A 22,006-nucleotide genomic window follows, 5' to 3' on the forward strand; every position below is an offset into this window, starting at 1 on the left:
CCAGGATTGCCCACCATGATTCACAACGACGTACTGCGCAGCGTGCGCTACATGCTCGACATCAGCGACAACAAGATGGTCGAGATCATCAAGCTCGGCGGCATGGACGTGACCAAGGACGACCTGCTGACCTACCTCAAGAAAGACGAAGAAGAAGGCTTTGTGTTCTGCCCGGACGACGTTATGGCCCACTTTCTGGACGGCCTGGTGATCTTCAAGCGCGGCAAGGACGAAAGCCGTCCACCGCAGCCGATCGAAACGCCGGTGACCAACAACATCATCCTCAAGAAGCTGCGCGTGGCCTTCGAACTCAAGGAAGACGACATGCATGCCATCCTCAAGGCCGCCGAATTCCCGGTGTCCAAGCCGGAACTGAGCGCGCTGTTTCGCAAGTTCGGCCACACCAACTACCGCACCTGTGGTGACCAGTTGCTGCGCAACTTCCTCAAGGGGCTGACCCTGCGGGTTCGTGCGTAAACCATGAGCTATCAAGTCTCGCCCGTCGGCTTCGTTCGCTCCTGCTTCAAGGAGAAGTTCGCCATCCCGCGCCAACCGCAACTGGCGCCTGCAGCCCGGGGCGTGCTGGAGTTGGTGGCGCCGTTCGACGGTGGTGAGGCGGTGCAGGGCTTGGAGCAGGTCAGCCATGTGTGGTTGCTGTTCCTGTTCCACCAGGCCCTGGAAGACACACCACGCCTCAAAGTGCGCCCGCCTCGCCTGGGCGGCAACACGTCCATGGGCGTATTTGCCACCCGTGCGACCCATCGGCCCAACGGCATCGGCCAGTCGGTGGTCAAGCTGGACAAGGTGGAAGCGGGCCGGCTATGGATTTCCGGGATCGATTTGCTCGATGGCACACCGGTTTTGGATATCAAGCCGTATGTGCCGTATGCCGATATTGTCGACACGGCCACCAATGGCATCGCCAGTGGTGCGCCGGCGTTGATTGCGGTGCAGTGGCTGAAGACAGCGCTGCAGCAGGCACAAGGCCATGCGCAGCGCCTTGGTGAACCGTTGGTGGAGTTGATTGATCAGTGTTTGGCGCAAGATCCACGGCCGGCGTATCAAACGCCTGGGCCTGAGCGCGAATACGGAGCGCAGTTCTGGGATGTGGATGTGCGGTGGCACTACCCTGAAGCTGGCGTCATTTGTGTATTGGAAGTGGTGCCTGCCGGATAAACCGGAAACCCAATGTGGAAGGGGCAAGCCCCTCGCACATTGGGTTCTACTGTGTTGCGAAGTCAGCACATGGCCTGACTGTTTTACTTCTCGACGAATGCACGCTCGATCAAGTAGTCACCCGGCTCACGCATCCGTGGCGAAACTTTCAGGCCGAAGCTGTTCAGCACTTCGCTGGTCTCATCCAACATGCTTGGGCTGCCACACAGCATGGCGCGGTCGTCCTCGGGGTTGATCGGCGGCAGGCCGATGTCGCGGAACAGTTTGCCGCTGCGCATCAGGTCGGTCAGGCGACCTTCGTTCTCGAAGGGCTCGCGGGTCACGGTCGGGTAGTAGATCAGCTTGTCACGCAGGGCCTCGCCGAAGAATTCGTTCTGCGGCAGGTGCTCGGTAATGAATTCGCGGTAGGCGACTTCGTTGACGTAACGCACGCCGTGGCACAGGATCACTTTTTCGAAGCGTTCGTAGGTCTCTGGGTCCTGGATCACGCTCATGAACGGCGCCAAACCGGTACCCGTGCTGAGCAAGTACAGGTGTTTGCCCGGCTTCAAATCGTCAAGCACCAGGGTGCCTGTCGGCTTTTTGCTGATGATGATCTCGTCGCCTTCCTTCAAGTGCTGCAATTGGGAAGTCAGCGGGCCATCCGGCACCTTGATGCTGAAGAACTCCAGATGTTCTTCCCAGTTCGGGCTGGCAATGGAGTAAGCACGCATGAGCGGGCGGCCGTTGGGCTGTTGCAGGCCGATCATCACGAACTGACCGTTCTCGAAGCGCAGGCCCGGATCACGGGTGCACTTGAAGCTGAACAGAGTGTCGTTCCAGTGATGAACACTGAGGACACGCTCGTGGTTCATGTTGCTCATGTACGGGGGACTCCTGGAAGTGGGTCTGCGCCAGAGATGAAGCGCGCAATTGCACAGCATTCTAATGGCGGCGACAATATCTGTTAACTGGATTATTAAGATAAGGGTTATCGGTTATATCGATATGCGATTTACTCTCCGTCAACTGCAAGTCTTCGTCGCCGTCGCCCAGCAGGAAAGCGTCTCACGCGCTGCTGGCCTTCTGGCCTTATCCCAATCTGCGGCCAGCACGTCGATTACCGAGTTGGAGCGCCAATCCAGCTGCCAATTATTCGACCGTGCCGGTAAACGCCTGAGCCTCAACGCGCTCGGCCATCAGCTATTACCGCAGGCGGTGGCATTGCTGGACCAGGCCAAGGAGATCGAGGACTTGCTCAATGGCAAGTCCGGCTTCGGCTCCCTGGCAGTCGGCGCCACCTTGACCATCGGTAATTACCTGGCGACGCTGTTGATCGGCAGCTTCATGCAGCAGCACCCGGAAAGCCAAGTGAAGCTGCATGTGCAAAACACTGCCAATATCGTGCACCAGGTTGCGCATTACGAAATTGACCTGGGTCTAATCGAAGGCGACTGCAGCCATCCGGACATCGAAGTGCAAACCTGGGTCGAAGATGAGTTGGTGGTGTTTTGCGCGCCGCAGCATCACTTGGCCAAACGCGGCGTGGCAACGATGCAAGAGCTGACCCATGAAGCGTGGATCCTGCGCGAACAAGGCTCAGGCACGCGCCTGACTTTCGACCAGGCCATGCGCCATCACCGCAGCGCACTGAATATCCGCCTGGAGCTGGAACACACCGAAGCGATCAAGCGCGCCGTGGAATCCGGATTGGGGATTGGCTGCATCTCGCGCTTGGCGCTGCGCGACGCGTTTCGGCGCGGCAGCCTGGTGCCGGTGGAGACCCCGGACCTGGACCTGGCACGACAGTTCTACTTCATCTGGCACAAGCAGAAGTACCAGACCTCGGCGATGCGCGAGTTTTTGGAGCTGTGTCGCGCTTTCACCGCTGGGGTTCAACGCAGCGACGAGATCGTACTGCCGAACATTGCCTGAGGCTCAGACCAGGATCACTGCCCATACCAGAGTGATCATGGTCAGCGCGACGAATTGCGCGGCGCTGCCCATGTCCTTGGCGTTTTTCGACAGGGGGTGGCGGTCCAGGGAGATGCGATCGATGGCCGCTTCCACCGCCGAGTTGAGCAACTCGACAATCAGGGCCAACAGGCATACCGCAATCAGCAAAGCGCGCTCGACCCGGCTGACGTTCAGGAAAAAGCTCAGCGGGATCAGGATCACGTTGAGCAGCACCAACTGACGGAAAGCCGCCTCGCCAGTGAAAGCCGCGCGCAGGCCATCCAGGGAATAGCCCCCCGCATTGAAGATACGTTTGATACCGGTTTGACCCTTGAAAGGCGACATAGACGTAGGCAACTGAACCAAAGAAGTGGGGAAGCTAGATCACGCAAAGTCAAAAAAGCGTGAACCCGTGACATTTTATTGCGACGAAATTGACTCAAGTTGTTGCAAAAGCAGCGCCGCCTGAGTCCGCGTCCGCACATTCAGTTTGCGGAAAATTGCTGTCACATGCGCCTTGATGGTCGCTTCCGACACGCTCAGCTCGTAGGCAATCTGCTTGTTCAGCAGCCCTTCGCAGACCATGGTCAGCACCCGAAACTGCTGGGGCGTCAAACTGGCGAGGCCGTCACGGGCAGCCTTGGCTTCGTCGGACACGTTGATTTCTTCGAACGCCTGCGGCGGCCAGGACACATCGCCATCGAGCACTTTGCGCACGGCGTTCTGAATATCGTCCATGGCGCTGGACTTGGGAATGAAACCGCTAGCGCCAAACTCTTTGGAGCGCACCACCACGTCGGCGTCTTCCTGGGCCGAGACCATCACCACCGGGATCTGCGGGTATTGCCCGCGTAACAACACCAACCCCGAAAAACCGTAGGCACCGGGCATGTTCAGGTCGAGCAGCACCAGATCCCAGTCGGACTTTTCGGCGAGGCGGGTCTCCAACTCGGCAATGCTGGCCACTTCGACCAGGCGCACGTCCGGGCCAAGGCCCAGGGTCACCGCTTGATGCAGCGCACTGCGAAACAGCGGATGGTCATCGGCTATCAGGATTTCGTATGTGGCCATTGATTAAATGATCCTGTTTTTTAAGGCAGCCCTGATGGGTTCAGGGTTCGCCAGTACACACGGCAGCGGCCAGGCAGCCATTGCCACAGGGCAAACTCGACGTCAAAAGCGCCTGGAACGACGTCGAAAAGTCACGGTTGCGCCCCAATCGGCGCCCAGCATGCCCAGCGTAGCCTGGGGGGTCAAGCACCACGCCCAGTGGGCATTTTAGCGGCGAGTGGCTTTACGGTGCCATCATGCAAACGTCGTCTGGCTATACGCTCGGTATATAGGGCGCCAGTCGAGTATGGACGATATCAGTCGGGTCCAAAGGCATCTGGAACTTGGCGGCCAGGTAATGAGTGCTGAAGACGTCGAGGTAGGCGTCCAGTACTTCGCTGGCGGCACCGTCGGCGGCCAACTCCAGACACAAGGCGGCGACTTCGGCGGTGCAGAAATGATCATCGCGCTTGGACCGGCGCAGTTTGTAACGCGACAGTTGCTCAGGCGCCAGGCTCAGGACCGGCAAATGCTCCAAATAAGGGCTCTTGCGAAACATCTTGCGCGCTTCACTCCAAGTGCCATCCAGCAGGATAAACAACGGGCGCTTGCCCTCTTCCACCTTGACCTCACCGACCACCCGTTCAGGCGCCACGAATTCGCCGGGGAACACGATATAGGGCTGCCATTGCGGGTCAGCGAGCAAGGTGAGCAACTCGGGATCGACTTCGGTTCGCGACCACGCGAAGGCGGTCGTGTCTTCGATGACATCGGCGATCAACCAGCCAGTGTTGCTGGGCTTCATCGGCTCGACATCATGCATCAGCAGGCACATGGCGGACTTGGCCTGGACCCTGGGCCGCCAATCGCACAGGCAGTACTCGGGGATCACCCGGCAACCGGGGCAGCGTTCGGCACGGGAGCCCCGGTTGACGAAGGGCTTGATAGCACGCGCCAGACGCTGGGTACGCAGGCGGGAGACGGCGTGGTTCATCGGATGCGCCGCAGGGACGGAGAGATCGACACGGGATAGCTCAAGAAAGGTTGAAGTGGCGGCAGTTTACCAGCGATACGCCTGGCTGTAGTGGCAAGGGCTCACCTATAATTGCCCGCCACTGAACGCACAGCGCAGTGGCTGGTCTATGCACCAGTAACCGAATCAGGAGAGTTTCATGCTGCGTTCCATGCTGCGCCTTGCCGCCCCATCCATTGCGCTTGCGCTGGTTTTGCCCGTAGGCGCCCAGGCGGCCTCGCTGCTGGAGGCGCAAATGAACAGGAAGCTGCAAAGCGTCGCAACCGAAAGCAACAAGGACCTGCCCCGGGAAATCGATGAAAAAACCCTGGAAGTGGCCTACACCGTTGAAGGCATGCAACTGATCGATCACCTCAGCGTACTGCCCGACCGCGCCGAACAGATGCGGGCCAACCCTAAGGCTGTGTATTTCCAGCTGGGCCAGAGCGTGTGCCTGAACAAGGGTTATCGCGAGCTGATGGCCAAGGGCGCGGTCATGCGCTACGAAATCACCGAGAACAAAACTAACCGCCCGGTGGCGTCGGTGAAGTTCGTGGAAGCGGATTGCCCTGCCCCCGCTTCAGCCAAGAAGAAAAAGTAACCTCTGCCTGACTTCGCGCGTTGCTGGCCAGTGACGCGCACTTCCCCCGCTTCAACGCTCCGCCTGCAGCTAGACTCCGTGTGAGTGACCAATAAGCGGTTGCCAGGCAAGGGTTTTTCAGCCCATCATCAGGCCATCCCCCACAGCTCACTCACAGCATTTCTCATGCTGTTCTGTAACATTTTCAGGGCAAAAGAAGGTTGCCCTCTGCGGCAAGCAGCGACACATGCAGTGTCGTAGCCTCCGGCGAATCGCTCGTCGGCCATCCGGGCCCTGTAAGAAGGAGACGTTGAATGCCATACGAACCGAATGACAGCCTGCTCCGGCACTTTGAAGAAAGTGGAGCCGACCTCACGCAACAGGTCGAAGCGCAACTCCATCTGATCGCCCCCAACAGCCCGAATATCCCTCTGTATCGCGACATGATCCTCACCGTGCTACGCATGGCCCAGGACGACCGCAACCGTTGGAACGCCAAGATCACCCTGCAAGCCATCCGCGAACTGGACCATGCCTTTCGCGTGCTCGAACAGTTCAAGGGCCGACGCAAAGTCACGGTATTCGGCTCCGCGCGCACGCCCGTGGAAAGTCCCCTGTATGCCCTGGCCCGTGAAGTGGGCGCCGCGCTGGCACGCTCCGACTTGATGGTAATCACCGGCGGCGGCGGGGGCATAATGGCCGCGGCGCATGAAGGCGCCGGCCTGGAGCACAGCCTGGGGTTCAATATCACCCTGCCGTTTGAACAGCACGCCAACCCGACCATTGATGGCACCGAGAATCTGCTGTCGTTCCACTTCTTCTTTACGCGCAAGCTGTTTTTCGTCAAGGAAGCCGATGCGTTGGTACTGTGCCCGGGCGGCTTCGGCACACTGGATGAAGCGCTGGAAGTGCTGACCCTGATCCAGACCGGCAAGAGTCCGCTGGTACCGGTGGTATTGCTGGACGCGCCAGGTGGCGGGTTTTGGCAAGGTGCCCTGGACTTTATCCGTAACCAATTAGAAGCCAATCGCTATATCTTGCCGACCGACCTCAAGTTAGTGCGCTTGGTATACAGCGCTGAAGAAGCGGTGGAGGAAATCAATCAGTTTTATGCGAACTTCCATTCCACGCGCTGGTTGAAGCGCGAGTTTGTGGTGCGTATGAATCACCCGCTGAGTGATCGAGCGCTTAAATATCTGCAGAGTGAATTTGCCAGCCTGCGATTGAGCGGGGAATTCCAGCAACTTGCCTATACGGGTGAGGATCATGACGAGCCAAAATTCAGCCATTTGACACGGCTGGTGTTCAACTTCAATGGGCGAGATCAGGGCCGGTTGCGAGAGTTGGTGGATTACATCAACTTGCCGGAGAACTGGGCATCGGCTCAAGGGAAGACACAGCAGCGGGTGGCGCCGGAAACGGCTTGATTTTTAAGCGCAAAAAAAGACCCACTATTTTCATAGTGGGTCTTTTTTGTGGCGAATCAGGTCGGTGATGGAGGATTTAGGGCTGCTGTGCAGCTCTGCGGGAGCAAGCTCCCTCGCCACAGTCAACTCAGTCATCCATGTCTCGGCCGCTCAACAAGCGGCTGATCATCTCCATAGAAAATCCGCGATAACTCAGGAAGCGGCCTTGTTTCGCTCGCTCCTTGGCATCGATGGGCATCTGGCCAGAGAACTTGCGCCGCCAAGTGTCTTCCAACTGCGCCTGCCAACTGATACCGCACTCGCGCAGGGCAAGGTCGATATCGGCACGTTGCAGACCACGCTGGCTCAACTCTTCACGAATTCGCGCAGGGCCGTAACCGGAGCGGGCGCGGTAGGAGACAAAACTCTCAAGGTAACGGGATTCCGACAACAACCCTTCTTCCGTCAACCGGTCGAGTGCTGTATCGATCATCTCGGGGTCTGCGCCGCGCTGACGCAGTTTACGCGTCAGCTCGACTCGACCGTGCTCGCGTCGAGCGAGCAGGTCCATCGCAGTGCGCCGAACGGCGACGAGTGTATCCAGTACAACTGTCATCGTTTGCTTCAGATGTCAGTGTCGGCTTCTTCTACTTCTTCAACCGGCTCGCGGTTGGCGGCTGCTTTCACGTCTGGCGCGGCCGTCAGCAGCTTGTCGCGGATCTGCTTTTCAAGCGTGGCAGCGATGTCCGGGTTATCTGCCAGGAACTTGGCCGAGTTGGCCTTGCCTTGTCCGATCTTGCTGCCGTTGTAGGCATACCAGGCACCGGACTTCTCAACGAAACCGTGCAGCACGCCCAGATCGATCATCTCGCCGTTCAGGTAGATACCCTTACCGTAGAGAATCTGGAACTCGGCCTGACGGAATGGTGGAGCCACTTTGTTCTTCACAACCTTGACGCGGGTTTCGCTACCGACAACCTCGTCACCTTCCTTCACCGCGCCGGTACGACGGATGTCCAGACGGACCGAAGCGTAGAACTTCAGCGCGTTACCACCGGTGGTGGTTTCCGGGCTGCCGAACATTACGCCGATCTTCATACGGATCTGGTTGATGAAGATCACCAGGCAGTTCGCGTTCTTGATGTTGCCGGTGATTTTACGCAACGCCTGGGACATCAGACGGGCTTGCAGGCCCACGTGCATGTCGCCCATTTCGCCTTCGATTTCCGCCTTCGGTACCAGGGCAGCCACGGAGTCAACCACGATCACGTCGATGGCGTTGGAGCGCACCAGCATGTCAGTGATTTCCAGGGCTTGCTCACCAGTATCCGGCTGGGAAACCAGCAGGTCGTCAACGTTGACACCCAGCTTGCCGGCGTATTCAGGGTCTAGGGCATGTTCGGCATCGACGAACGCACAGGTGGCGCCCATTTTCTGTGCCTGGGCGATCACCGACAGGGTCAGGGTAGTTTTACCCGAAGATTCAGGACCGTAGATTTCAACGATACGGCCTTTTGGCAGACCGCCAATGCCGAGCGCAATGTCCAGACCCAGAGAGCCAGTGGAAATAGCCGGGATCGCCTGACGGTCGTGATCGCCCATACGCATTACGGCACCCTTGCCGAATTGACGTTCGATCTGACCCAGGGCCGCAGCCAAGGCTTTCTTCTTGTTGTCGTCCATTAAAGTCCTCACGTAATCAATAAGGCCTGACGGCCAACACCTGTATAAGTAGACAGTATTGTTCCACAAAGATCGGAGATCGCCTACCCCTGATTTTCTATTTCTGCTGCAGCTCGTCGCAACAAGCCCTCAAGGGCGGCCTTTACCGTTTGTCGGCGGACCTCGTCGCGGTTGCCGGCGAAGTGCTCAAGCTCGGCGGTCACCTCATCGCCCACACCGAACGCGAGCCATACAGTGCCCACCGGCTTGTCCGGCGAGCCGCCGTCCGGCCCCGCCACACCGCTGACCGCCACGGCAAACCGCGCCAGGCTTTTTTCCTGGGCGCCGCGCACCATGGCCTCCACCACTTCCCGACTGACCGCGCCCACTTTTGGAAACAAATCCTCCGGCACGTTCAACTGCCGGGTCTTCTGCCGATTGGAGTAGGTGACGTACCCCGCTTCGAACCAGGCAGAACTCCCCGGAACCCGCGTGATGGCTTCGGCGATCCCGCCGCCCGTACAGGACTCAGCGGTGGTGACATGGGCATTGAGCACCTGCAAACGTCGGCCTAGTTCAGCAGCAAGTGGGGTGATGTCGTTCACGGGCGTCTCCAGAAGTGGGCGGGCGTTCGCCTACCCTACAGGAGCGAATCGCACACGCAAGCGACAGACTGAATCAAGACGCTAACAGGCGACGCCACGCACATAGGCCTGGCAGGCACGCCCCCCTTCGACTAAAAAGCACACAGTTATTGCTGATCCGGCCGGGAAGGTGGGCCCTGGTTGACGCCGATACGCTTGGCCGCCCAACGCTCATAAAGGCCGATGGCGACGTCGGCCCCCGCCATGGCGGTGAGGCAACCAATCGCGCCGGCGGTCCAGATCGACATACCCGCGGCGTAGCACAACATCAACGCCGAAACACCGCAGACCATGCACGCTCCGGATCGCAGCGCCAGGCGCCGTACCAGGGACCAACCGCGAGCGCCCTCCTTGTCGGCGCGCCACATTTCGCCGGACACTGCGCCGATCAGCGCCAGTACGATCACCAGCCAGATAGGCATTTCCGCTAACGCTTGCTGCTCGGTTGTCATGTCGCGCCTCCTGGCTGAGCAACGCCGGCAACATGCCGGTGTCTGGGTAATTCCGTATAGGCAGGCATTCCAAAAAGCCCGGTTGCCCAGGCTTTTCAGTAATACGGTCCTTCGGCGCTACTGGCGCGTTACGGATTGGTCCTTGATGTTTTTCCGACCACGATCCTTGTCTGCCGGATAACTGTTCTGATGCTTCAAGCTGTACACCCAGACCAACCTTCCGAACCGTCAAAGCCGATTCATTACTGTTTATCTGGATACAACCTTGTAACTAAAGAGCGTCGGCATCCTTGCCGGTGTTGCCTGGCGTCCTTGCCATCGCTCGGATGGCGTCCTTGCCGATGTTGCGTGCCTTCCCTGTCTTCCTAGGCAGCATCCTTGCCGCCTCCACCAGACCTTGTTGGCTGGCTTGAGATGAAGAGTATTACTGGATGCATATACAGTCAATGCATTAATGCATTTATTTCTCTCGGCAAAATGCACATACGCATTTATAGCCCGACAGGCTTAGGGTTTAGTGATTTTTTACAGGTAAAAAAGCCCGCACGTTGGCGGGCTTCGTCTGACAGAAGATGGTTAGCGGGCGTACATGCCCCACCAGAACACATGGCCGAGGATGCTGATCTGCTCATCCTGAATATCCTGGAAGCTGTAGTCTTCATCCGGGTGCTCATCACGATTGAAACTGCGCAGGCGAATACCCGAGGGCAGGCGATAGAGCTGTTTAACCCGCAACTGGCCATTGTGATTAATGGCATACAGGTCGCCATCGACAATGTCGCCAATCGCGCTTTTTCCGGCATTCACTCCGACCGTCGCGCCATCGCGCAGCACCGGCAACATACTATTGCCGCGCACCGTCACACATTTGGCCTGGTCGAACTGCACTCCGTTATGCCGCAGGCTGCGCTTTCCAAAACGCAGGCTGGCCTTTTCGCTTTCCTCAATGACGAATCTTCCTGATCCAGCAGCCAATTCAACCTCGCGCAAAAAGGGGATCGATACCTCGTCATCATTCACGGGGGTGTCATCGTCCCACAGGCTTATGTCCTTGAGTTCCGAATGCATCGGGTCGCGCCCCTCTTCGCGCGAAACGCCCAGCGCCACACGTCCGCGCAGTTGATCGGTGCTGACGCAAAAATACTCGGCGATACGGGAAATGTGCTTGTCCGATGGATCAACGATTTTGCCGCTGAGGATCCGGGACAGCGTGGATTGAGGCACTCCGGTGCGCCGGTAAAGCTCCGTGGGGGAGATCCGGTCGCGGCCCAGCAGTTCTCTTAAGACGATAGAAACGTTGCGTTTTTGCATAACGAGGATAGTGCCGGGTGTTTAAGGGGTTGGCAAATGCTGACCTGCATCAAAATGCATTATTTATGCACTCGGCATACCTTTTAGCAGACCTGCGAAGGTCAGGCTTGAGTGTTAACCTTTTCTACATCGCAGATATCGACGGGATGGGCGGGCAAGGATGAGTCAATGGCGAACCTATAGTTTCTGGACCAAGGCCTGGATCCTCGGCCTCCTGGCACTTATGGCCGTAGTGTCCGATGGTGCAGACCTAAGTTCTCTGGGAGAGGGCTCGTCCCACCGCAAGCGCGTCTTCAGCCCCGGCTTCATTGTGTTGTGCATTTTTGTAGCCGTATGTGAGCTGATACTGCTGAACCACTTCTACGGTGTATGACCTGAATTTGTAACCCACGTGGTTGAGTCATACCCTTTCATATTTTGCCTCTCCGTTTGCGACCTGCGAAGGGCCGACCTCGCATGTTAACCTTGCCGCCATCGCAAAAACTGCTGGGCCAAGCGCGCCCTTTGCCCCATCACTTTCAACGAATTTGCCTACTACCCAATGAGTAAAAATACGTCCGATCTGTCCTCCCACACCCCGATGATGCAGCAGTACTGGCGCCTGAAAAACCAGCACCCTGATCAGTTGATGTTCTATCGCATGGGCGATTTCTACGAGATCTTCTACGAAGATGCGAAGAAGGCCGCCAAGCTGCTGGACATCACCCTGACCGCGCGCGGGCAGTCGGCGGGGCAGGCGATTCCGATGTGTGGGATTCCTTACCACTCACTGGAAGGTTACCTGGCCAAGTTGGTGAAACTGGGTGAATCGGTGGTGATCTGTGAGCAGATCGGTGACCCCGCCACCAGCAAGGGGCCGGTGGAGCGTCAGGTGGTGCGCATCATTACGCCGGGTACGGTGAGTGACGAAGCGCTGCTGGATGAGCGTCGCGATAACCTGATCGCCGCGGTACTGGGCGATGAACGCTTGTTCGGACTGGCGGTGCTGGATATCACCAGCGGTAATTTCACGGTGCTGGAGATCAAGGGCTGGGAGAACCTGCTGGCGGAGTTGGAGCGGATCAATCCGGTGGAGTTGATGATCCCGGATGATTGGCCAAAAGACCTGCCGGCGGAAAAACGTCGTGGGACCAAGCGGCGCGCGCCGTGGGATTTTGAGCGCGATTCGGCGTTAAAGAGCCTGTGCCAGCAATTTTCCGTACAGGACCTCAAGGGTTTCGGTTGCGAAACCCTGACCCTCGCCATCGGCGCCGCCGGTTGCCTGCTCAGCTATGCCAAGGAAACCCAGCGCACCGCCCTGCCGCACTTGCGTAGCCTGCGCCACGAACGCCTGGATGACACCGTCGTGCTGGATGGCGCCAGCCGTCGCAATCTGGAGCTGGACACCAACCTGTCCGGCGGACGCGACAATACCCTGCAATCGGTGGTCGATCGCTGCCAAACGGCCATGGGCAGCCGCTTGCTGACCCGTTGGCTGAACCGTCCGCTGCGGGACTTGAAGGTGCTGCAAGCGCGTCAGTCCTCTATCACGTGCCTGCTGGACGGCTATCGCTTTGAAAAGCTGCAACCCCAACTGAAAGAAATCGGCGATATCGAGCGCATCCTGGCGCGTATCGGCCTGCGTAACGCGCGCCCCCGTGACCTGGCGCGCCTGCGCGACGCACTCGGCGCGCTGCCGCAACTGCAAGCAGCGATGACCGACCTGGACGCACCGCACCTGCAACAGTTGGCCGTCACCAGCAGCACTTACCCAGAACTCGCGGCGCTGCTGGACAAAGCGATCATCGACAACCCGCCGGCGATCATCCGCGACGGCGGAGTGCTCAAGACCGGTTACGACAGTGAGTTGGACGAGCTGCAAGCCCTGAGCGAAAACGCCGGGCAATTCCTGATCGACCTGGAAGCCCGCGAAAAAGCCCGTACCGGCCTGGCCAACCTGAAGGTCGGCTACAACCGCGTGCATGGCTACTTTATTGAGCTGCCGAGCAAACAGGCCGAGCAGGCGCCGATTGATTATCAGCGCCGCCAGACCCTCAAGGGAGCCGAGCGTTTTATCACCCCGGAGCTGAAAGAGTTCGAAGACAAGGCGCTGTCGGCCAAGAGCCGTGCGCTCGCCCGCGAAAAGATGCTCTACGAGGCGCTGCTGGAGGACTTGATCGGCCAACTGGCGCCGCTGCAAGACACTGCGGCAGCCCTGTCGGAACTGGACGTACTGAGCAACTTCGCGGAACGTGCGCTGAACCTGGACCTGAACTGCCCGCGCTTTGTCGGCGAACCGTGCATGCGCATCGTGCAAGGACGCCACCCCGTGGTGGAGCAGGTGTTGACCACGCCGTTCGTCGCCAACGACCTGTCGCTGGACGACGACACCCGCATGCTGGTGATCACTGGCCCGAACATGGGCGGTAAATCCACCTACATGCGCCAGACCGCGTTGATCGTGTTGCTGGCGCACATCGGCAGCTTTGTGCCGGCGGCCAGTTGCGAGCTGTCCCTGGTCGACCGTATTTTCACGCGGATCGGCTCCAGCGATGACTTGGCCGGTGGTCGTTCGACTTTCATGGTCGAAATGAGTGAAACCGCAAACATCCTGCACAATGCCACCGAACGCAGCCTGGTGCTGATGGACGAGGTGGGTCGCGGCACTAGTACCTTTGACGGCCTGTCCCTGGCATGGGCGGCGGCCGAGCGCTTGGCCCATCTGCGCGCCTATACGCTGTTCGCCACCCACTATTTCGAACTGACCGTGTTGCCTGAAAGCGAGCCGCTGGTGGCCAACGTGCACCTCAATGCCACCGAGCACAACGAGCGCATTGTATTCCTGCACCATGTGCTGCCAGGGCCGGCCAGCCAGAGTTACGGCCTGGCCGTGGCGCAACTGGCGGGTGTGCCGAACGACGTTATCCTGCGCGCCCGCGAGCACCTCAGCCGCCTGGAAACCACGGCCATGCCGCACGAAACCGTGGTCGCCAGCCCTGCCAAGAGCAACCGCAAGCCCTCGGCGCCACACCAGAGCGACCTGTTCGCCAGCCTGCCCCATCCGGTGCTGGATGAGTTGGCAAAGCTTGATCTGGATGACTTGACTCCGCGTAAAGCGCTCGAAATGTTATATGCACTGAAGACTCGGATATAACGCAGACGCTTGCAAGCTGGTAGACTCTCGCGCGGTTTGGGATGCTGCAGACTTTTAGCCTGGCCTGCAGACTATCGCTCCCGAACCTCGCGAGCCCTGCCATAAAGGGTTTCGCTGCCGCCGCCTGAGGAGAAAATTAGAAATGACCTTCGTCGTCACCGACAACTGCATCAAGTGCAAGTACACCGACTGCGTAGAAGTGTGTCCGGTGGACTGCTTCTACGAAGGCCCGAACTTCCTGGTTATCCACCCGGACGAGTGCATTGACTGCGCCCTGTGTGAGCCAGAATGCCCGGCCGTTGCGATTTTCTCCGAGGACGAAGTGCCTGCGGGTATGGAACAGTTCATCCAGTTGAACGTCGAGCTGGCAGAAGTGTGGCCGAACATCACCGAGCGCAAAGATCCGATGCCGGATGCCGCTGAGTGGGATGGCAAACCCAATAAGATTGAGCAACTAGAGCGCTAAAACGCCGCTGCCCAACAAAAAAAGGCCCTCAAGGGCCTTTTTTGCATTCTGGTGCCTGCGTTCACTTTCCTACAGGCGAAAAAAGGGGCGGTATGACCCGCCCACATTTTTTCCCTAGTCCCTGTATTCCTTTTCATCATCCTGATGAATCGCATCCCGCGATATTCCTTGAACCATCGTTCCGTGATGGCCGTGCCAATCCGTGGACACAGGGCTGATGTTAGAGAGTTCCAAGGGAAGTTCAACGAGATGCTACCAGCGCACTGATGGGCTTACCCGCTTAGACACCAGAAAATAATTCTTATATTTCAATAAGATAGAAAACACGTTCGCAATTTCGAGACGGATACGGCGAATAAAAACCCCAAACGCTTACGAAAAAGTAAGCCATTGCTTACACGAACAATTGCGTAAAGGGGTAATCAGCGCACATTGCCCCTCTGCCAGGCGTAAAAAAGCCCCGACACTGTCGAGGCCTTTTACCTTAAACAATCTCAGTCGTCGCTGACGGTAATCGTCGGCATCGCCGGGGCAGCGGCTTCCTGCAACACGATCCGCGCGCCCACATGACGAGCCAGTTCCTGATAAATCAGGGCGATCTGGCTATCCGGCTCTGCCATCACCGTTGGCTTACCGCCGTCAGCCTGTTCGCGAATCTGCATCGACAACGGTAGCGAGGCCAACAGTTCCACCCCGTACTGGGTCGCCAGCTTTTCGCCACCACCTTCACCGAACAGATGCTCGGCGTGACCGCAGTTGGAGCAGATGTGCACGGCCATGTTCTCCACCACACCCAACACCGGAATGTTGACCTTGCGGAACATCTCAACGCCCTTTTTCGCGTCCAATAGCGCCAGGTCTTGAGGGGTGGTCACGACCACGGAGCCGGCCACCGGGACTTTCTGCGCCAGGGTCAGTTGGATATCACCAGTGCCTGGCGGCATGTCGATCACCAGGTAATCCAAGTCGCCCCACGCGGTCTGGGTGACCAATTGCAGCAACGCCCCGGACACCATCGGCCCACGCCACACCATCGGCGTGTTGTCGTCGGTGAGGAAGGCCATGGACATCACTTCCACGCCCAGGGACTCGATCGGCACGAACCACTTCTGGTCCTTGACCTTGGGCCGCGTGCCTTCGGCAATGCCAAACATCACGCCCTGGCTGGGCCCGTAAATGTCCGCGTCGAGGATGCCCACGCGCGCACCCTCACGGGCCAGGGCCAGCGCCAGGTTGGCCGCTGTGGTGGATTTACCCACGCCGCCCTTGCCGGACGCCACCGCGACAACGTTTTTAACGTTGGCCAGGCCCGGGATCTGCGCCTGGGCCTTGTGCGGCGCGATCACGCATTGAATGTCAACCTTGGCCGAGCGCACGCCGTCGAGGTTTTCGATGGCCATTTGCAGCATCTGCGCCCAGCCGCTCTTGAACAAGCCGGCGGCGTAGCCCAGTTCCATTTGCACTGACACCTGATCGCCCTGGACCTCGATGCCACGCACACAGCCGGCACTGACCGGGTCCTGGTTCAAATAGGGGTCGGTGTACTGGCGAAGAACGGCTTCCACCGCTGCGCGATTCACGGCGCTCATGAGCTACTCCCGAAAAAGACTGACTGAAACAGGCGGCTATCCTAACCGTTCCGGCGAATTAACGGCATGCTTTCGAAGGTTCGGAAGATTCGGAAACAGCGCCACGGGGTGAAATATATCCGCCGGCGCTTTATAGTGGCCGACCTCCGTTTCATCAAGTAGCCGAGCCCCATGTCCGAGCCACGCAAGATCCTCGTCACCAGCGCCCTGCCCTATGCCAATGGTTCCATCCATCTTGGCCATATGCTTGAGTACATCCAGACCGATATGTGGGTGCGTTTCCAGAAACATCGCGGCAACCAATGCATCTATGTCTGCGCGGACGACGCCCACGGTTCGGCCATCATGTTGCGCGCCGAAAAGGAAGGCATCACCCCGGAACAACTGATCGCCAACGTGCAGGCTGAACACAGCGCCGACTTTGCCGAGTTCCTGGTGGACTTCGACAACTTCCATTCGACCCACTGCGAAGAAAACCGCGAGCTGTCGAGCCAGATCTACCTGCGATTGAAGGAAGCGGGGCACATCGACCAGCGTTCGGTGACCCAGTATTTCGACCCGGAAAAGAAAATGTTCCTGGCCGACCGCTTCATCAAGGGCACCTGCCCGAAATGCGGCACCGAAGACCAGTACGGCGACAACTGCGAAAAATGCGGCGCCACCTACGCACCGACCGACCTGAAGGATCCGAAGTCGGCGATTTCCGGCGCCACGCCGGTGCTCAAGGACTCCCAGCACTTCTTCTTCAAGCTCCCGGATTTCCAGCAAATGCTGCAAACCTGGACCCGCAGCGGCACCTTGCAGGACGCCGTCGCCAACAAACTCTCCGAATGGCTCGACAGTGGCCTGCAGCAGTGGGACATCTCCCGCGATGCGCCGTATTTCGGCTTCGAGATCCCGGGTGAGCCGGGCAAGTACTTCTATGTGTGGCTGGACGCGCCGATCGGTTACATGGCCAGTTTCAAAAACCTGTGCGAGCGTACGCCGCAGCTGGACTTCGATGCGTTCTGGGGCAAAGACTCCACCGCCGAGCTGTACCACTTCATCGGCAAGGACATCGTCAATTTCCACGCGCTGTTCTGGCCGGCGATGCTCGAAGGCTCGGGCTACCGCAAGCCGACCGGCATCAACGTGCATGGCTACCTGACGGTCAACGGTCAGAAAATGTCCAAGTCGCGCGGCACCTTTATCAAGGCGCGCACCTACCTGGACCACCTGTCGCCTGAATACCTGCGCTACTACTACGCCTCCAAGCTGGGCCGTGGCGTCGATGACCTGGACCTGAACCTGGAAGACTTCATACAGAAGGTCAACTCGGACCTCGTGGGCAAAGTCGTCAACATCGCCAGCCGATGCGCTGGTTTTATCCACAAGGGTAACGCCGGTGTACTGGTCGCCGAAAACGCTGCGCCGGAACTGACCGACGCGTTCCTGGCCGCCGCGCCAAGCATCGCCGACGCCTATGAAGCACGCGACTTCGCCCGCGCCATGCGCGAAATCATGGGCCTGGCTGACCGCGCCAACGCCTGGATCGCCGACAAGGCACCGTGGTCGTTGAACAAGCAGGAAGGCAAGCAGGCTGAAGTCCAGGCGATCTGCGCCACCGGCGTCAACCTATTCCGCCAACTGGTGATCTTCCTCAAGCCGGTGTTGCCGTTGCTGGCCGCCGACGCCGAAGCGTTCCTGAATGTGGCGCCGTTGACCTGGAACGACCACGCCACCTTGCTCAGCAATCACACGTTGAACGAGTTCAAGCCGCTGATGACCCGTATTGACCCGGTAAAAGTCCAGGCCATGACCGACGCCTCGAAAGAAGACCTGGTTGCCAGCCAGACCGATACCGGCTCGACGGCACCGGCAGGTAATGGTGAATTGGCCAAGGACCCGATTTCTCCAGAAATCGAGTTCGACGCCTTTGCCGCCGTGGACCTGCGCGTCGCGTTGATCGTCAAGGCCGAAGCCGTGGAAGGTGCCGACAAGCTGCTGCGCCTGACATTGGATATCGGTGACGAGCAACGCAACGTATTTTCCGGAATCAAAAGCGCTTATCCGGACCCGTCCAAACTCGATGGTCGCCTGACCATGATGATCGCCAACCTCAAGCCTCGGAAAATGAAGTTCGGTATTTCCGAAGGCATGGTGATGGCGGCCGGCCCCGGCGGTGAAGAGATCTACCTGCTGAGCCCTGACAGCGGCGCCAAGCCGGGCCAGCGCATCAAGTAAGCCCTGCCCAACAGCCCTGTCGTCTCGGCGACAGGGCTTTTCAGCTAGTGCCCCTCTCTTGGTTGCCGGATAATCAGGTTCTGTTTGTTTAACCGGCATGCCCTGGGGATTGTCATCACTCGGGTGACGCTCCTGGGTTTCAACGCAATGACCAACGCATGAACCTCATTCAACGTATCGACGCGCTCCTGCCACAGACCCAATGCGGCAAATGCGGGCATCCGGGCTGCAGGCCTTACGCCGAGGGTATTGCCCAGGGTGAGGCGATCAACAAGTGCCCGCCGGGCGGCCAGGAAACCATTATCGGGTTGTCGCAGTTGCTGAGCGTGCCGGTACTGAAGCTGGATACAACCCGGGGCGAGGCGCCTGCACAGGTGGCGTATATCCGTGAAGCTGAATGCATCGGCTGCACCAAGTGCATCCAGGCGTGCCCGGTGGACGCAATCGTCGGCGCGGCCAAGTTGATGCACACAGTGATCATCGACGAGTGCACGGGCTGCGACCTGTGCGTAGCGCCCTGCCCGGTAGACTGCATCGAAATGCGCCCACCAACGACAGTCCTGGCGATTGTGGGCGGCCTGGCGAAGAGCGACGAGGAGCGCCGCCAACGCGATTTCAAGCGCAACCGCGCACGGCAGCGCTTCGAACAACGTAACGCGCGCCTACACCAGGAAGAAGAACACAAATTGGCCGAGCGCCTTGCCAGGCTCAAGCGATCGCCGGCGATAGAGCCCGTTCAACTTGACGAAGCACAGGCTGCCCGGGACGCGGCGGTAAAGAAAGCCAAGATCAATGTCGCGATGAGCCGCGCCCAGTTGCACAAGTCCTTGAAGGCGTTTGGGCATCCACCGACCTTTGAGCAACAATCGCAATTGATTGCGCTACAGCAACAGTTCGAAACGTCGGAGCAGGCACTGGCCGCCCTAGAGGCGAGCCATACAATCACGCCGACGCCGCCCTCCAGTAATGCCGATCTAAAACGCGCCAAGATTCAGCTGGCTATGCGCCGCGCCGAGCTGAAAAAAGCCCAGGATCAGCATGCCGACCCGCAACAGTTGGCCCAAGCGCAACACCGATTGGATGAAGCACAGCGCCAGGTAGATACCCATGGTGCTTGACCCACTACTCGATACAACGCTGATCGAGCGTAAGGACCCCTGCGCCCCATGAATGCCGCAAAACGTCTGGAAATTTTCCGCCGGTTTCACGAAGACAATCCGGAACCCAAGACCGAACTCGCCTACTCGTCACCGTTCGAGTTGCTGATTGCGGTAATTCTGTCGGCGCAGTCCACGGATGTTGGCGTCAACAAGGCCACCGCAAAGCTGTATCCCGTCGCCAATACGCCAGAGGCGATCTATGCCTTGGGTGTGGAGGGTTTGTCGCAATACATCAAGACCATCGGCCTGTACAACAGCAAGGCCAAGAATGTCATCGAGACCTGCCGCCTATTGATAGAACGGCATGGCAGTGAAGTACCGCAAACGCGCGAAGCGCTGGAAGCGTTGCCGGGTGTGGGGCGAAAGACCGCCAATGTGGTACTCAATACCGCGTTTCGGCAACTGACCATGGCCGTGGACACGCACATTTTCCGGGTGAGCAACCGTACCGGTATCGCTCGCGGCAAGAACGTGGTGGAAGTAGAAAAGCAGCTCATGAAGTTCGTGCCCAAACCCTATCTGCTGGACTCCCACCATTGGCTGATTCTTCATGGGCGCTACGTTTGCCAAGCCCGCAAGCCACGTTGCGGGAGTTGCCGCATCGAAGACCTGTGCGAATACAAGGACAAGACGTCCGACGATTGAGCGATCATTAACTTTTTCGATGAGTCGATTGAAAAAATCTTTTTTACCGCTTCATCAATTCTCGTTATAAGGAGCGCCAACGGCAGTCTTAGCCTGGAGTTAACCTTATGAGCACTGGCAAGGAACAACTGGAAGTAGAAGACGACCTCGTTGAGTCGGATGACGATGTGGCAGAAGCCCCTGTAGAGGTGGCAAAAACCAATCTAAGCAAACGCCGCACCATCGACAATCTTCTGGAAGAGCGACGCTTGCAAAAACAATTGGCCGATTACGACTTCGACCTCTGAACAAGCGACCAACGACCGGAAGCCTCCCTGACGGAGGCTTTTTTCTGCCGGTTGCCCTGGTTATTCGGGGAGTTGCGTCACCCCTATACCAGTCCGTTACGCTGCGCCAACTCGATCAAGTCAACCAGCGACCGAGCATTGAGCTTGAGCAACAGGCGAGTCTTGTAGGTGCTGACGGTCTTGTTGCTGAGGAACATACCGTCGGCGATCTCCTTGTTGGTCTTGCCCCGTGCCAATTGTTGCAACACCATCATCTCTCTGCCCGAAAGGCGCTCGACCATATCGGCTTCGCTGGCGTTGCCCATGGTGGAGCGCACGGAATTGAGCGCCTGGTTTGGAAAGTAGCTGTAGCCTGATAGAACAGCCTTGATCGCACTCAGCAACTCGGTCAGGTCCTGTTGTTTGCACACGTAGCCGGCAGCGCCTGCCTGCATGCACCGCATGGAAAAATGGCCAGGAGCCTGAGAGGTCAGCACCAGCACCTTGAACGGCACAGATTGTTTGGTTGAAGACAGCCGGCAAATAACCTCCAGGCCATCGAGTTTGGGAATCCCAATATCCAATATAACAATGTCCGGCATATGCTCCCGTGCAAGTTGCAACGCGTCGACACCGTTGTCGGTCTCGGCAACGACCTCATAACCATGACGTTCCATTAGCATACGCACAGCAAGACGAATGACGGGATGATCATCCACGATCAGCACTTTATTCATGAGAAAGTCCAATTTCGCTGTTCGAATTATTTAGAGCAAACACAATAGCCTAGTCGTTTCCTAGTTGGCATAGCGTTCCCCCCCGAGCAACAGCAAGCAGAGACGTAACCCACAGAGATAAAAGAAATGCCCTACAAAAAAACGCCGACTCAGATGTGTCTTGCTTTACAGAGCCTTTCAGACCTTTCCGGGGGCTTACATATTTTGAGGGAAATGACCCGACGATTAAGGGGCGGCGGTAAACGCGCCGCGCATGGCGTTCAGGCAAACCCTGCTGCACGGGGCATTCAGGAGCGGGACCGCGTGAAAACAAATAGTGTGTTTCAGTTCCCTTTAACATATTTATTAGATCCTTGTTTCCTACAGAACTTTCAGCGGCAAATAGACTCACCACAGTTTCATAAGTGAACTTTCTGTAAGACCAGTTCCTACACAGGTGTAAAAATTCATTCCCCTTTAAAACAACCCGCTTTAGGGCCGATACAAAATCGGTCCCACACGAACTTGAGCAATCATTAAATGGATAAACAACGCGTATTTATCCAAGGCTTTCGGCCAA

Annotated in this window: 23 protein-coding genes; 12 read left to right on the top strand and 11 right to left on the bottom strand. The window is 58.1% G+C overall.

Going from position 1 to position 22,006, the window contains the following annotated elements; all coding sequences use genetic code 11:
- Positions 1 to 15: 15 nt before the first annotated feature.
- The gene (locus AB4N98_RS06790; RefSeq protein WP_017529765.1) at positions 16 to 477 is read left to right on the top strand and encodes a YehS family protein; all 462 of its coding nucleotides are present in this window, start codon (positions 16 to 18) and stop codon (positions 475 to 477) included.
- A 3-nt stretch (positions 478 to 480) separates the two neighbouring features.
- Positions 481 to 1,176, top strand: a complete 696-nt coding sequence (tsaA, locus tag AB4N98_RS06795) for a tRNA (N6-threonylcarbamoyladenosine(37)-N6)-methyltransferase TrmO (RefSeq protein WP_065877190.1) — start codon at positions 481 to 483, stop codon at positions 1,174 to 1,176.
- A gap of 83 nt (positions 1,177 to 1,259) precedes the next feature.
- Here the strand turns inward: tsaA and fpr are convergent, their stop codons facing one another.
- The gene (fpr, locus tag AB4N98_RS06800; protein ID WP_017529767.1) at positions 1,260 to 2,039 is read right to left on the bottom strand and encodes a ferredoxin-NADP reductase; all 780 of its coding nucleotides are present in this window, start codon (positions 2,037 to 2,039) and stop codon (positions 1,260 to 1,262) included.
- Between the two features lie 124 nt (positions 2,040 to 2,163).
- Here fpr and AB4N98_RS06805 point away from each other — a divergent pair, with 124 nt between their 5' ends.
- Positions 2,164 to 3,090, top strand: coding sequence for a LysR family transcriptional regulator (locus AB4N98_RS06805; RefSeq protein ID WP_065877191.1), 927 nt, complete (start codon positions 2,164 to 2,166; stop codon positions 3,088 to 3,090).
- Positions 3,091 to 3,093: 3 nt separating this feature from the next.
- Here AB4N98_RS06805 and AB4N98_RS06810 read toward each other — a convergent pair whose 3' ends face one another.
- The 3 genes from AB4N98_RS06810 to AB4N98_RS06820 all read right to left on the bottom strand — a co-directional run bounded on the left by AB4N98_RS06810 (position 3,094) and on the right by AB4N98_RS06820 (position 5,155).
- Positions 3,094 to 3,456: a diacylglycerol kinase gene (locus tag AB4N98_RS06810; RefSeq protein ID WP_065877192.1), complete on the bottom strand. Its 363-nt coding sequence runs from the start codon at positions 3,454 to 3,456 to the stop codon at positions 3,094 to 3,096.
- A gap of 75 nt (positions 3,457 to 3,531) precedes the next feature.
- A complete protein-coding gene (erdR, locus tag AB4N98_RS06815) occupies positions 3,532 to 4,182 on the bottom strand; it encodes a response regulator transcription factor ErdR (RefSeq protein ID WP_017529770.1) in 651 nt (216 codons plus the stop codon).
- Between the two features lie 253 nt (positions 4,183 to 4,435).
- Entirely contained in the window at positions 4,436 to 5,155 is a 720-nt protein-coding gene (locus AB4N98_RS06820; protein ID WP_017529771.1) for a tRNA-uridine aminocarboxypropyltransferase, read from the bottom strand.
- Positions 5,156 to 5,333: 178 nt separating this feature from the next.
- Here AB4N98_RS06820 and AB4N98_RS06825 point away from each other — a divergent pair, with 178 nt between their 5' ends.
- Positions 5,334 to 5,774: a PA3611 family quorum-sensing-regulated virulence factor gene (locus tag AB4N98_RS06825; RefSeq protein ID WP_017529772.1), complete on the top strand. Its 441-nt coding sequence runs from the start codon at positions 5,334 to 5,336 to the stop codon at positions 5,772 to 5,774.
- Between the two features lie 293 nt (positions 5,775 to 6,067).
- Positions 6,068 to 7,180 (top strand): LOG family protein, encoded by a 1,113-nt coding sequence (locus AB4N98_RS06830; RefSeq protein ID WP_017529773.1) that lies wholly within the window; start codon positions 6,068 to 6,070, stop codon positions 7,178 to 7,180.
- 127 nt (positions 7,181 to 7,307) lie between these two features.
- On the opposite strand, the gene recX is transcribed toward AB4N98_RS06830, so the two are convergent.
- From recX to AB4N98_RS06855, 5 genes are all read right to left on the bottom strand, one after another.
- Positions 7,308 to 7,775, bottom strand: coding sequence for a recombination regulator RecX (gene recX / locus AB4N98_RS06835; protein WP_068937524.1), 468 nt, complete (start codon positions 7,773 to 7,775; stop codon positions 7,308 to 7,310).
- 8 nt (positions 7,776 to 7,783) lie between these two features.
- On the bottom strand, positions 7,784 to 8,842 hold the full coding sequence (gene recA / locus AB4N98_RS06840; RefSeq protein WP_003189042.1) for a recombinase RecA: 1,059 nt from the start codon (positions 8,840 to 8,842) through the stop codon (positions 7,784 to 7,786).
- Positions 8,843 to 8,925: 83 nt separating this feature from the next.
- On the bottom strand, positions 8,926 to 9,426 hold the full coding sequence (locus AB4N98_RS06845) for a CinA family protein (protein WP_065877194.1): 501 nt from the start codon (positions 9,424 to 9,426) through the stop codon (positions 8,926 to 8,928).
- Between the two features lie 146 nt (positions 9,427 to 9,572).
- Entirely contained in the window at positions 9,573 to 9,917 is a 345-nt protein-coding gene (locus AB4N98_RS06850; RefSeq protein ID WP_017526369.1) for a phage holin family protein, read from the bottom strand.
- A 576-nt stretch (positions 9,918 to 10,493) separates the two neighbouring features.
- A complete protein-coding gene (locus AB4N98_RS06855; protein WP_017526367.1) occupies positions 10,494 to 11,228 on the bottom strand; it encodes a LexA family transcriptional regulator in 735 nt (244 codons plus the stop codon).
- A 160-nt stretch (positions 11,229 to 11,388) separates the two neighbouring features.
- On the opposite strand from AB4N98_RS06855, the gene AB4N98_RS06860 reads away from it, so the two are divergent.
- The 3 genes from AB4N98_RS06860 (at position 11,389) to fdxA (ending at position 14,827) form a co-directional block, all read left to right on the top strand.
- The gene (locus tag AB4N98_RS06860) at positions 11,389 to 11,601 is read left to right on the top strand and encodes a hypothetical protein (RefSeq protein WP_017526366.1); all 213 of its coding nucleotides are present in this window, start codon (positions 11,389 to 11,391) and stop codon (positions 11,599 to 11,601) included.
- Between the two features lie 168 nt (positions 11,602 to 11,769).
- Positions 11,770 to 14,361, top strand: coding sequence for a DNA mismatch repair protein MutS (gene mutS, locus AB4N98_RS06865; RefSeq protein ID WP_017526365.1), 2,592 nt, complete (start codon positions 11,770 to 11,772; stop codon positions 14,359 to 14,361).
- Between the two features lie 142 nt (positions 14,362 to 14,503).
- Complete coding sequence (gene fdxA / locus AB4N98_RS06870; protein WP_003172109.1) at positions 14,504 to 14,827, top strand: ferredoxin FdxA; 324 nt, start codon at positions 14,504 to 14,506, stop codon at positions 14,825 to 14,827.
- Positions 14,828 to 15,321: 494 nt separating this feature from the next.
- Here the strand turns inward: fdxA and apbC are convergent, their stop codons facing one another.
- Positions 15,322 to 16,416, bottom strand: coding sequence for an iron-sulfur cluster carrier protein ApbC (apbC, locus tag AB4N98_RS06875; RefSeq protein ID WP_460149327.1), 1,095 nt, complete (start codon positions 16,414 to 16,416; stop codon positions 15,322 to 15,324).
- A gap of 171 nt (positions 16,417 to 16,587) precedes the next feature.
- Between apbC and metG the strand changes: the two genes are divergently transcribed.
- The 4 genes from metG to AB4N98_RS06895 all read left to right on the top strand — a co-directional run bounded on the left by metG (position 16,588) and on the right by AB4N98_RS06895 (position 20,731).
- Positions 16,588 to 18,639 carry a methionine--tRNA ligase gene (metG, locus tag AB4N98_RS06880; protein ID WP_017526362.1) on the top strand — a complete coding sequence of 684 codons (2,052 nt, stop codon included), beginning with the start codon at positions 16,588 to 16,590 and terminating at the stop codon, positions 18,637 to 18,639.
- A gap of 158 nt (positions 18,640 to 18,797) precedes the next feature.
- Positions 18,798 to 19,757, top strand: a complete 960-nt coding sequence (rsxB, locus tag AB4N98_RS06885) for an electron transport complex subunit RsxB (RefSeq protein ID WP_065877196.1) — start codon at positions 18,798 to 18,800, stop codon at positions 19,755 to 19,757.
- 48 nt (positions 19,758 to 19,805) lie between these two features.
- Positions 19,806 to 20,444, top strand: a complete 639-nt coding sequence (nth, locus tag AB4N98_RS06890; protein ID WP_017526360.1) for an endonuclease III — start codon at positions 19,806 to 19,808, stop codon at positions 20,442 to 20,444.
- Positions 20,445 to 20,551: 107 nt separating this feature from the next.
- Positions 20,552 to 20,731 carry a PA3496 family putative envelope integrity protein gene (locus AB4N98_RS06895; RefSeq protein WP_017526359.1) on the top strand — a complete coding sequence of 60 codons (180 nt, stop codon included), beginning with the start codon at positions 20,552 to 20,554 and terminating at the stop codon, positions 20,729 to 20,731.
- An 83-nt stretch (positions 20,732 to 20,814) separates the two neighbouring features.
- Here AB4N98_RS06895 and AB4N98_RS06900 read toward each other — a convergent pair whose 3' ends face one another.
- Positions 20,815 to 21,447, bottom strand: coding sequence for a response regulator transcription factor (locus AB4N98_RS06900; RefSeq protein ID WP_017526358.1), 633 nt, complete (start codon positions 21,445 to 21,447; stop codon positions 20,815 to 20,817).
- Positions 21,448 to 22,006 lie beyond the last annotated feature (559 nt).

This window comes from Pseudomonas sp. S3_E10, from assembly GCF_054667615.1.

Coding starts and splice junctions, on each gene's coding strand:
- recX (WP_068937524.1), bottom strand. CDS start 7,775: ATGACAGTTGTACTGGATACACTCGTCGCCGTTCGGCGCACTGCGATG.
- mutS (WP_017526365.1), top strand. CDS start 11,770: ATGAGTAAAAATACGTCCGATCTGTCCTCCCACACCCCGATGATGCAG.
- erdR (WP_017529770.1), bottom strand. CDS start 4,182: ATGGCCACATACGAAATCCTGATAGCCGATGACCATCCGCTGTTTCGC.
- AB4N98_RS06820 (WP_017529771.1), bottom strand. CDS start 5,155: ATGAACCACGCCGTCTCCCGCCTGCGTACCCAGCGTCTGGCGCGTGCT.
- AB4N98_RS06830 (WP_017529773.1), top strand. CDS start 6,068: ATGCCATACGAACCGAATGACAGCCTGCTCCGGCACTTTGAAGAAAGT.
- AB4N98_RS06825 (WP_017529772.1), top strand. CDS start 5,334: ATGCTGCGTTCCATGCTGCGCCTTGCCGCCCCATCCATTGCGCTTGCG.
- fdxA (WP_003172109.1), top strand. CDS start 14,504: ATGACCTTCGTCGTCACCGACAACTGCATCAAGTGCAAGTACACCGAC.
- AB4N98_RS06805 (WP_065877191.1), top strand. CDS start 2,164: ATGCGATTTACTCTCCGTCAACTGCAAGTCTTCGTCGCCGTCGCCCAG.
- AB4N98_RS06895 (WP_017526359.1), top strand. CDS start 20,552: ATGAGCACTGGCAAGGAACAACTGGAAGTAGAAGACGACCTCGTTGAG.
- AB4N98_RS06850 (WP_017526369.1), bottom strand. CDS start 9,917: ATGACAACCGAGCAGCAAGCGTTAGCGGAAATGCCTATCTGGCTGGTG.
- apbC (WP_460149327.1), bottom strand. CDS start 16,416: ATGAGCGCCGTGAATCGCGCAGCGGTGGAAGCCGTTCTTCGCCAGTAC.
- recA (WP_003189042.1), bottom strand. CDS start 8,842: ATGGACGACAACAAGAAGAAAGCCTTGGCTGCGGCCCTGGGTCAGATC.
- metG (WP_017526362.1), top strand. CDS start 16,588: ATGTCCGAGCCACGCAAGATCCTCGTCACCAGCGCCCTGCCCTATGCC.
- AB4N98_RS06790 (WP_017529765.1), top strand. CDS start 16: ATGATTCACAACGACGTACTGCGCAGCGTGCGCTACATGCTCGACATC.
- AB4N98_RS06810 (WP_065877192.1), bottom strand. CDS start 3,456: ATGTCGCCTTTCAAGGGTCAAACCGGTATCAAACGTATCTTCAATGCG.
- rsxB (WP_065877196.1), top strand. CDS start 18,798: ATGAACCTCATTCAACGTATCGACGCGCTCCTGCCACAGACCCAATGC.
- AB4N98_RS06900 (WP_017526358.1), bottom strand. CDS start 21,447: ATGAATAAAGTGCTGATCGTGGATGATCATCCCGTCATTCGTCTTGCT.
- AB4N98_RS06860 (WP_017526366.1), top strand. CDS start 11,389: ATGAGTCAATGGCGAACCTATAGTTTCTGGACCAAGGCCTGGATCCTC.
- nth (WP_017526360.1), top strand. CDS start 19,806: ATGAATGCCGCAAAACGTCTGGAAATTTTCCGCCGGTTTCACGAAGAC.
- tsaA (WP_065877190.1), top strand. CDS start 481: ATGAGCTATCAAGTCTCGCCCGTCGGCTTCGTTCGCTCCTGCTTCAAG.
- fpr (WP_017529767.1), bottom strand. CDS start 2,039: ATGAGCAACATGAACCACGAGCGTGTCCTCAGTGTTCATCACTGGAAC.
- AB4N98_RS06855 (WP_017526367.1), bottom strand. CDS start 11,228: ATGCAAAAACGCAACGTTTCTATCGTCTTAAGAGAACTGCTGGGCCGC.